An 8,214-nucleotide genomic window follows, 5' to 3' on the forward strand; every position below is an offset into this window, starting at 1 on the left:
AGCGAACAGCAACATAAATATTTTTTTCAATTAACTCTTCTCCTTTGTTTCTGAAACGTACCTCTAGTCTATCAGCTAGCTAGTAAAACGATGAAGGAAATAGCTCGTGGCAGTCCAGTTAATTTAAGAATGAGAGGGTTATAAAAATTCAATTAAGATCTAATTGATAGACAAAACCTAAATTGTTTATTGAGCCATTTAGTTGCGATTATGGAACCATTTACTATCTCGCTCCGTCTTGATTAATGAGAACTTTCAATGTGAATGGAGGTATAGTTATGTGGGTAATATTCGGTCTTATCGCAATAATAGCAACTTGTATAAATCTTTATATGTACGGAACAGGCAAAGAGTATAAATTGGCAATGGCAATGGGATTATCATTTACAGCACTGACAATTGTTGCAGATTACAGTATGGTGTCGGATTGGGTAGAGGTGAAAGATTGGGCTGCATTATTAGATGTAGTACCTACGATGGAAACAGCCTTATGGGTTTTGACGATTATATCGATTTTACTAAATATAACGCCTATACTTTTAGAGTTAAAAAACAAGAGAAAATAACGGTAATTCTTTGTCGCGAACGGGGGCGGTTTGTGGCACAATTTTTTGGCAAATACTTAGTTGATCGGTGCGGAAGCCAGCGACTCTGGGAGGATCAATAGACGATCCAAAGCCGTTTCTTTTTAACCAAATCCCTTGATATATAGGCAAATCGAGACCTGATTCTTATCCGAATTAGGCCTCTTTTTGGTTGTTTAATTGCGTTCCAATGAACTGAATGGGTTAGAAAAATGATGACTAGACTAAAAATACAAGTTATTTAAACAGGAGTGTTGAATGAAAGATCGGGGATTAAAGATTACTTTTACTCATGGAAAAGCCTTCACAGCTGCAACAGATTTCACAGGTCATCGCAACTTCATCAGTCATGCTTGGTGTGTATGTGGAAGGGCGATTCAGAAATGTGCAAACAGAAAAACATGCTGAGTTTAATAGGCAGCAATACGGAAGCAAAAGAAGAAATGGTTTTTTATTATGATAATGATGAACATTGTCGGGGTAGGCATAGCGAAAGTTTTGAGTGGATCACAACAAAATGCATATTTTTACACGCATGCTGCTGGAATGGCTGATAAAAACGGGGAGTGGTGAACGCAACGTGACTTCGTTCCAGTATGGGATGGATGACACAAAATGGGCAGCAGTAGAGGGCGGTGTTTATTGCTTAAAGATGCGATTTCAAAACAATAAAGCCAGTCAAATCAAAGTTTCTATTTGTTCTGACTGGCGATATAACGACCGGAGATTTTGATCAATACATATTCCTCCCTTTAATTAAACTGCTTGATCAAAATATGTATTGAGTAACATATCTAACTCTTGACTGCTTTTTACTACTAGTGGATGTGTAAACCCTAAATATTCGGCTTTTTTATACATATCTTTTCTTTTTATTTCAATTTTTAATTTCAACATTTTCCTTACCAAGAAACTTTTCATCATTATCCCTCTCAATATTAGTTTTTTTGTCTCGCAATGGTCCTAAAAAACAATCTTTTTAAATTTTAGCTTATTCAAAAAATAAAAGGTGTCGAATCATGCGAGTAAAAAGTGATTTCATAATAATGTCATAAACAATAAATTTCATACAAGATTAACCGGTTAATCCTTGACTTTAATGAACTCTTTAGGATTTGATTTTTAAATGAGATGGAGTCAAGAGCTTTTAACTGAAGTTGTTACGTAGTTCAAAGATGGAACGTATCAAAGATTTGGCCGCTCAAAGCTACCTACACTATAAAAAAGAAGATTAGTTCTAATTTTATTATTGATAAAAACCAAAAGATACTGGTATTTAATTCTAATTGATCAACTGAAGAATACTACTACCAATTAATATTGGTTAGGAGTCGTGTTTTGAAGAAAGGGATTTGGCCTTTTTTCGGTAGTAAAAGTACCTATGCGAACAAGGGAAGGCGTTATTATGAGGAAACAGGATAAAACCTTTGGGAAATAATACTGAAGAGAAGCTGATTGCTTTAATGGAAATCTGGAAAACTCACGAGACGATTCATGCAATCACAAGACATCAAACTACATTATTCCGTCTTGTTGAAGGATCATACACCGACGACCAAGTAGAAGACATTATTATCGATAAGACGTGTTTACAGAATATCTGATTATAGTAACAGCATTGAATTATGGTCCAAAAACACACTGTAAAATGACTTTCGTAAGATACCATTTTGCAGCGTGTTTTTATGTCTACAAAACGCGGAATGTGTTTGGTATTGTCACCGCTGAAATAATGCTATAATGTATCTACTTTAACTAAGTGACATCTTTGATATAGAGGAGTCTGAAAATGAAGCAATATTTAAATCTCTGTGAACATATTCTTGAAACAGGAACGAAAAAAGGAGACCGCACAGGAACTGGTACTTATAGCGTGTTTGGCTATCAAATGCGTTTTGATCTGGCACAAGGCTTTCCTTTAATGACAACAAAACGGACGGCGTTTCGCTTGATCGTCTCTGAATTGCTGTGGTTTTTGAAGGGCGATACGAATATTCGGACGCTCATTCAGGAACGCAATGGCATTTGGGACGAATGGGCATTTGAACGCTATGTGAAAAGTGAAGCGTACACAGGACCCGATATGACGAATTTTGGTCATCGTGTACTGGAAGACGAGCAATTCGCGGAAGTCTATCAAGCGGAACTTGCATCATTCAAAGAAAAAATACTCGCAGATGAAACCTTTGCTATGAAATACGGCGATTTAGGGCCTGTCTATGGTAAACAGTGGCGGGCATGGGACGCGGGAGACGGTGTGATTGATCAGCTTGCGCAAGTTATCGAGAGCATCAAAACGAACCCTGATTCCCGACGTCATATCGTCACTGCCTGGAATCCGGCAGAAGTAGATGACATGGCTTTGCCGCCATGTCACTTACTGTTCCAATTTTATGTAGCGGACGGGAAGCTGTCATGTCAATTGTACCAGCGAAGTGCGGACGTGTTCCTAGGCGTGCCGTTTAATATTGCGTCTTACGCTTTGTTGATTCATTTGATTGCGCATGAATGTGGACTTGAAGCGGGAGAATTTGTCCATACGCTTGGCGATGCACACATCTATCAAAACCATTTAAATCAAGTAAAAGAACAGCTGTCGAGAGAGCCAAAAGAATTGCCTACGCTGAAAGTCCATTACGACGGTCGTTCCATTTTCGACTTACAAACAGAAGACATTACAATAGAAGGCTATGATCCGCATCCCAGAATTAAAGCGCCGATTGCGGTATAAGGAGGAGAATCAGTTGATTTCATTACTGGTAGCACATGATTTGGATCGTGTAATAGGGAAAGATAACCAAATGCCATGGCATATCCCGGAAGAACTGGCTTACTTCAAAGAAAAGACAATGGGGAAAGCGATTGTCATGGGAAGGAAGACGTTCGAATCAATCGGACGTCCGCTCAAAGGCAGACTGAATATCATCATTACCCGAAATGAAGCATACCAAGCGGACGGTATAGAGGTCGTGCATGATCTCGATACGGCCATTCAGAAAGCCGAGGACTATGCAGAAGAAGTGATGATTATAGGCGGAGCGCAGATTTTTGAAATGACCATGGAGACGGCTGACCGGCTTTATGTTACCGTTATCGAGAAGTCCTATCCGGGCGATACATTCTTCCCAGAGTATAACGAAGGTTTTCAACTGACAAGCGAGTCCGATACACAATATGCAGAAGATGGTACTCCCTATGTCTATCAAATTTGGGACAAAAAATAACAGCGCCCTCATACATAGAGAAGGACGCTGAAATACATGCATGCGCTGCCTGCGATGACGAATAAATGCCAAATCGCGTGATTGTATGGCAGCCGGCGCCATGCAAAAAAGATGGAACCGAAAGTGTAGAAGATCCCGCCGATCACTAGCAGCCAGAAACCTGCAGCCGGCAGCTGTTCATAAAGCGGCTTGATCGCAATGATAATCAGCCAGCCCATAATGATGTAGAGAGCAAGGGAAGCTTTTTCAAAACGGTTAATGAAGAAGATCTTGAATAAAATACCGAGCAGTGTCAGACCCCATATGATACCGAACAATGTCCACCCAAGCGCTCCTTTTAATGTAACGAGCATGAATGGTGTATACGTGCCGGCAATCAGAACATAGATCGAAGAATGATCAAGTATGGCGAAAATCTCTTTCACCTTAATGGGCATACTATGTAATAACGTACTCATTAAAAACAGCAGGAGCATGGACACGCCAAAGATGGTGAAACTGACGATGGCAATTGCGGAGCCATGATTAACACCGGCCAAAATGAGATAAACCAGTGCAGGTATGCTTAGCAAAAAGCCAATGGCATGAGTGATCGCGTTCAAGCGTTCCTCTTTTAGATTTTTATAATCAAATGCGTCATTCAACTGACGACACCTCCTCAATGAACACTATAGCAAACTAACACTATAAAATCGCATATCGCACTTGACAAAGGAGATAGTTCACATGAAAAAAATACACGTTGTCACAGATTCAACTGCAGCCTTGACAGAAGAAATGATTGAAAAATATCAGATTCACGTGGTACCGCTGACAGTACAAATCAATAATAAATCATATATTGACGGAGTAGAGCTTCAGCCCGATGATTTTTTGGATCTGATGCGCGAATCAAAGGAACTTCCGAAAAGTTCACAGCCAGCAAGCGGGGTCTTCCAAAAATTATATGATGAGCTTGGGGCCGATGGTTCTCAGATTATCTCGATTCATATGACAGGAGGCATGAGCGGTACTGTAAAATCCGCTGAAACTGCTGCTCATGCATCGTCAGCTGACGTGACAGTCATTGATTCGATGTTCATTTCATATGCATTGACATTCCAGGTTTTAGAAGCCTGTCGTCTTGCAGAAGAAGGAAAGTCTGTGGAAGAAATCAAAGAGGCCGTAGAAAGTGTCCGTAAGCGTTCTTCATTGTTTGTCGTAGTCGATGTACTTGATAACATGGTGAAAGGCGGGCGTATAGGAAAAGGTAAGGCAATGTTGGGATCACTAATGAATATTAAGCCGATTGCAACATTGAAGGATGGCGTCTACACACCTGTAGCAAAAGTTCGCAGTCATAAGCAGGTAGTTACTTATTTATTTAACGAGTTTAAGAACGAAACAGCAGGGAAAGTAATACGAAGTGTCGGCATCGCTCATGCTAATGGATTAGCGATGGCGGATCCATTGAAGAAATTGATTGAAGAAATGGGCATTCAAGTGAAGCTCACATTTACGACACCGATCGTCAGTACACATACAGGCGAGGGTGCGATTGGTTTCATGTTTTATACAGATTAATAATGTAAGAGGGGAAGATACAGCTTATGAGAAGAATGATGTTGCTTGTATTCGTCTTCTCTCTGTTCTTATCAGGGTGCCAAGCACCATTTAGCCAAAAAGAAACGACATTGCCAGAAAGAGAACCTGTTCTCTTCGAACCATTTTCCATTCCGGAATATTTTGTTCCAAAACGCGTCAATGTGCTCGGTCTAGGAGATTCATTGACCCAAGGAGTGGGAGATGAACGTAAAGATGGTGGTTATTTCGGACGCTTGACAACAGAAATGGAACAATGGAAAGGCATTATGGAAGTAGATGCCGTAAATTTAGCTAAAAGAGGACGGCGGAGCGACCAATTCTTAGATCAGTTAGAAGATGCTGAAGTTCAGGAAGCCATTGTACAAGCAGATTATATCGTCTTTACCATTGGCGGTAATGATTTGATGAAAGTGGTTAAAGGTAATTTCATGAAAATGAAACTTTCGGATTTTTATAAGGAGCTTGGAAAATTCGAAAATAGGATGGAAGAGTTGTTTCATCTAATACGATTGTTGAATCCGAACGCGCCCATTATTGTGGCGGGCATGTATAATCCTTTTTCTGTCGTAACAGATGAAGTGCAGGAATTTGAAGAGATTGTCGATGATTGGAACGTTTCCTTGGAAGAGCAAGTCAGGAAAGATGGGGCAGCCTGTTTTGTGCCTGTAAAAGATTTATTTAATTCGAATAAAAATATGGTTTATCACACAGATTTCTTTCATCCAAACAGTAAAGGCTATGATTTGATGGCAGACCGATTTGTCGAAGAAATGAAAAAATGTTCTGCGATTGAGCTGGAAGTGGAGTGAACGCGAGAATGAATTTTTGGAAAATAGCATTTTTCAGCCTGGCAGGACTGGTCGCAGCATCGCTTGTCGGTCTGATTTTATTGATTGGCGGTACGACTTCATCACCTCCTCTTCCTGAATCAGACGCAAAAGGGACTGAAGGCTATACACTGGAACTGAATACCACCAAGGAAAACTTTGAAGGCATTGCGAATACGTATATTCGAAAAGCAGTAAAAGGTGCGCTCCCGGTTGAGCTGGAAATGGGTGACGACGTGCTGCTGACATCAGAATTGACGGTATTTTCGTATACACTGCCGCTTGCTATGCATTTTGATCCGGTGGTGCAGGATGATGGAAACTTAATCCTGAAGCAATCGTCAATGGAATTAGGACATTTGACGGTTCCACCATCGACGGTGTTGAAATTACTGAAAAACTCGGTGGAACTGCCGTCTTGGATGGTTGTACGACCGAAAGAAGAAGAGATCTTCATCAATTTACAGGATCTCCCGATATCCGGAGATGTACAAGTGAGAGCAAAAGAAGTGAATTTAGCTGAAAATGATATTATATTGGAAGTATTGATACCGAAAAACTAAGGAGGCAGCACTTATGGCTACACAATACGCAACTTTTGCAGGCGGATGTTTTTGGTGTATGGTTAAACCGTTTGATTTATACGACGGTGTACATTCAGTAACATCAGGTTATACAGGAGGACATAAAGCGAATCCGACGTATGAAGAAGTCTGTTCCAATACGACAGGCCACCGGGAAGCTGTCCAGATCGAATTTGATGATAAGTTGATTTCGTATACAGAGTTATTGAATATTTTCTGGCAAGTGATCGACCCTACAGATGCAGGCGGACAATTCGGTGACCGTGGTGAATCATATAAATCTGCAGTCTATACACATTCTCCTGAACAGCAGAAAGAAGCGGAAGAATCGAAGAAAGAATTGCAGGAAAGCGGTAAATTTAATTCGCCGATTGCCACAGAGATCTTGCCTGCACACCCGTTTTATCCTGCGGAAGAACATCACCAAAAATATTATGAAAAGAACCCAGGCCATTATGAACGTTATTCTGTTGGTTCCGGCCGTGCAGGATTTATCCAACAACATTGGGGGGATCGCTCATGAAGGAAGATTTGAAAAAACGATTAACCGAGATGCAATATCATGTCACACAGGAAAGCGGTACTGAACCTCCGTTCCGCAATGAATATGATGCGCATTATGAAGACGGAATCTATGTCGATGTGGTATCCGGCAAAGCTTTATTCAGTTCACACGATAAATATGATGCTGGCTGTGGGTGGCCAAGCTTCACTAAGCCGATCGAAGCGGCGGAAGTGACGGAGCACTTTGATACAGCACATGGCATGCGCCGCACAGAGGTACGGAGCAAAACCGCTGATTCCCATTTAGGACACGTCTTCCCGGATGGACCTACGGATCAGGGTGGACTGCGCTACTGCATCAATTCCGCTTCCATGCGCTTTGTTCCGGCCTCTGATTTGGACAAAGAGGGTTATGGAGAATATAAAGGATTATTTGAGTAAAGGAAGGTGACCGCGATGGATCGTTCCTTTTATCACTTTGCGCTGAGATATCGCGGCGGCGGAAAAGATGACCTGAAGGCCATGTTCGCAGAGAAAATGTTTCGTGATGCAAGTTTCCCAAAAAATGAAGAAGAGTTCGATTTGCTGTCACGCTATATTGAAGATGCCGCTGATGCAGATTTAAGCTCTGTCACTTTTGATGAACTGTACGCGATCTATGAGCACGTATGCAGCAGATAAACGGCGAGGTCTTCATTGCATCTCGTCATTTTTAACTGTATGATAAAACAAAATAATGAAATGAGGCTGAATCAAATGAGTATACATATTGATGCAAAAAAAGGGGATATCGCAGACGCGATCCTACTGCCAGGCGACCCGTTGCGCGCAAAATATATTGCGGAAACATTTTTAGAAGATGTCGTACAGTATAACGAAGTTCGTAATATGTTCGGCTTTACGGGCA

The 8,214-nt window shown here is 41.0% G+C and carries 14 protein-coding genes and 1 pseudogene; 13 read left to right on the forward strand and 2 right to left on the reverse strand.

Annotation, left to right across the window (positions count from 1 at the left end):
* Positions 1–278 precede the first annotated feature (278 nt).
* The 3 genes from Q1J64_RS07065 (at position 279) to Q1J64_RS07075 (ending at position 1,317) form a co-directional block, all read left to right on the forward strand.
* Entirely contained in the window at positions 279–566 is a 288-nt protein-coding gene (locus Q1J64_RS07065; protein WP_301108376.1) for a hypothetical protein, read from the forward strand.
* A gap of 310 nt (positions 567–876) precedes the next feature.
* On the forward strand, positions 877–1,044 hold the full coding sequence (locus Q1J64_RS07070; protein ID WP_301108377.1) for a hypothetical protein: 168 nt from the start codon (positions 877–879) through the stop codon (positions 1,042–1,044).
* 57 nt (positions 1,045–1,101) lie between these two features.
* Positions 1,102–1,317 (forward strand): hypothetical protein, encoded by a 216-nt coding sequence (locus Q1J64_RS07075; protein WP_301108378.1) that lies wholly within the window; start codon positions 1,102–1,104, stop codon positions 1,315–1,317.
* A gap of 23 nt (positions 1,318–1,340) precedes the next feature.
* On the opposite strand, the gene Q1J64_RS07080 is transcribed toward Q1J64_RS07075, so the two are convergent.
* A complete protein-coding gene (locus tag Q1J64_RS07080; RefSeq protein WP_301108379.1) occupies positions 1,341–1,505 on the reverse strand; it encodes an aspartyl-phosphate phosphatase Spo0E family protein in 165 nt (54 codons plus the stop codon).
* Positions 1,506–2,011: 506 nt separating this feature from the next.
* On the opposite strand from Q1J64_RS07080, the gene Q1J64_RS07085 reads away from it, so the two are divergent.
* From Q1J64_RS07085 to Q1J64_RS07095, 3 genes are all read left to right on the forward strand, one after another.
* Positions 2,012–2,188, forward strand: a complete 177-nt coding sequence (locus tag Q1J64_RS07085) for a hypothetical protein (RefSeq protein WP_301108380.1) — start codon at positions 2,012–2,014, stop codon at positions 2,186–2,188.
* Positions 2,189–2,373: 185 nt separating this feature from the next.
* Positions 2,374–3,315, forward strand: coding sequence for a thymidylate synthase (locus tag Q1J64_RS07090; protein WP_301108381.1), 942 nt, complete (start codon positions 2,374–2,376; stop codon positions 3,313–3,315).
* 13 nt (positions 3,316–3,328) lie between these two features.
* Positions 3,329–3,808: a dihydrofolate reductase gene (locus tag Q1J64_RS07095; RefSeq protein ID WP_301108382.1), complete on the forward strand. Its 480-nt coding sequence runs from the start codon at positions 3,329–3,331 to the stop codon at positions 3,806–3,808.
* Positions 3,809–3,816: 8 nt separating this feature from the next.
* Here Q1J64_RS07095 and trhA read toward each other — a convergent pair whose 3' ends face one another.
* On the reverse strand, positions 3,817–4,452 hold the full coding sequence (trhA, locus tag Q1J64_RS07100; RefSeq protein ID WP_301108383.1) for a PAQR family membrane homeostasis protein TrhA: 636 nt from the start codon (positions 4,450–4,452) through the stop codon (positions 3,817–3,819).
* A gap of 82 nt (positions 4,453–4,534) precedes the next feature.
* Between trhA and Q1J64_RS07105 the strand changes: the two genes are divergently transcribed.
* The 7 genes and pseudogenes from Q1J64_RS07105 to Q1J64_RS07135 all read left to right on the forward strand — a co-directional run.
* A complete protein-coding gene (locus Q1J64_RS07105) occupies positions 4,535–5,371 on the forward strand; it encodes a DegV family protein (protein ID WP_301108384.1) in 837 nt (278 codons plus the stop codon).
* A gap of 26 nt (positions 5,372–5,397) precedes the next feature.
* On the forward strand, positions 5,398–6,201 hold the full coding sequence (locus Q1J64_RS07110) for an SGNH/GDSL hydrolase family protein (RefSeq protein ID WP_301108385.1): 804 nt from the start codon (positions 5,398–5,400) through the stop codon (positions 6,199–6,201).
* Positions 6,202–6,209: 8 nt separating this feature from the next.
* On the forward strand, positions 6,210–6,782 hold the full coding sequence (locus tag Q1J64_RS07115; protein WP_301108386.1) for a YpmS family protein: 573 nt from the start codon (positions 6,210–6,212) through the stop codon (positions 6,780–6,782).
* Positions 6,783–6,795: 13 nt separating this feature from the next.
* Positions 6,796–7,326: a peptide-methionine (S)-S-oxide reductase MsrA gene (gene msrA / locus Q1J64_RS07120; RefSeq protein WP_301108387.1), complete on the forward strand. Its 531-nt coding sequence runs from the start codon at positions 6,796–6,798 to the stop codon at positions 7,324–7,326.
* Positions 7,323–7,748 carry a peptide-methionine (R)-S-oxide reductase MsrB gene (gene msrB / locus Q1J64_RS07125; RefSeq protein WP_301108388.1) on the forward strand — a complete coding sequence of 142 codons (426 nt, stop codon included), beginning with the start codon at positions 7,323–7,325 and terminating at the stop codon, positions 7,746–7,748. Before msrA ends, msrB begins: the two co-directional genes overlap by 4 nt.
* A 15-nt stretch (positions 7,749–7,763) precedes the next feature.
* The gene (locus Q1J64_RS07130; RefSeq protein WP_301108389.1) at positions 7,764–7,988 is read left to right on the forward strand and encodes a YozE family protein; all 225 of its coding nucleotides are present in this window, start codon (positions 7,764–7,766) and stop codon (positions 7,986–7,988) included.
* A gap of 75 nt (positions 7,989–8,063) precedes the next feature.
* Positions 8,064–8,214: pseudogene (locus tag Q1J64_RS07135) on the forward strand (purine-nucleoside phosphorylase); the annotation flags it as partial.

Source organism: Sporosarcina sp. (genome assembly GCF_029257255.1).
Taxonomy (GTDB): Bacteria; Bacillota; Bacilli; order Bacillales_A; family Planococcaceae; genus Sporosarcina.

Excerpts from the sequence above, each read along its gene's own strand:
- Q1J64_RS07065 (WP_301108376.1), top strand. The coding sequence starts at position 279 with ATGTGGGTAATATTCGGTCTTATCGCAATAATAGCAACTTGTATAAAT.
- Q1J64_RS07070 (WP_301108377.1), top strand. The coding sequence starts at position 877 with ATGGAAAAGCCTTCACAGCTGCAACAGATTTCACAGGTCATCGCAACT.
- Q1J64_RS07075 (WP_301108378.1), top strand. The coding sequence starts at position 1,102 with ATGCATATTTTTACACGCATGCTGCTGGAATGGCTGATAAAAACGGGG.
- Q1J64_RS07080 (WP_301108379.1), bottom strand. The coding sequence starts at position 1,505 with ATGAAAAGTTTCTTGGTAAGGAAAATGTTGAAATTAAAAATTGAAATA.
- Q1J64_RS07090 (WP_301108381.1), top strand. The coding sequence starts at position 2,374 with ATGAAGCAATATTTAAATCTCTGTGAACATATTCTTGAAACAGGAACG.
- Q1J64_RS07105 (WP_301108384.1), top strand. The coding sequence starts at position 4,535 with ATGAAAAAAATACACGTTGTCACAGATTCAACTGCAGCCTTGACAGAA.
- Q1J64_RS07110 (WP_301108385.1), top strand. The coding sequence starts at position 5,398 with ATGAGAAGAATGATGTTGCTTGTATTCGTCTTCTCTCTGTTCTTATCA.
- Q1J64_RS07115 (WP_301108386.1), top strand. The coding sequence starts at position 6,210 with ATGAATTTTTGGAAAATAGCATTTTTCAGCCTGGCAGGACTGGTCGCA.
- msrA (WP_301108387.1), top strand. The coding sequence starts at position 6,796 with ATGGCTACACAATACGCAACTTTTGCAGGCGGATGTTTTTGGTGTATG.
- msrB (WP_301108388.1), top strand. The coding sequence starts at position 7,323 with ATGAAGGAAGATTTGAAAAAACGATTAACCGAGATGCAATATCATGTC.
- Q1J64_RS07130 (WP_301108389.1), top strand. The coding sequence starts at position 7,764 with ATGGATCGTTCCTTTTATCACTTTGCGCTGAGATATCGCGGCGGCGGA.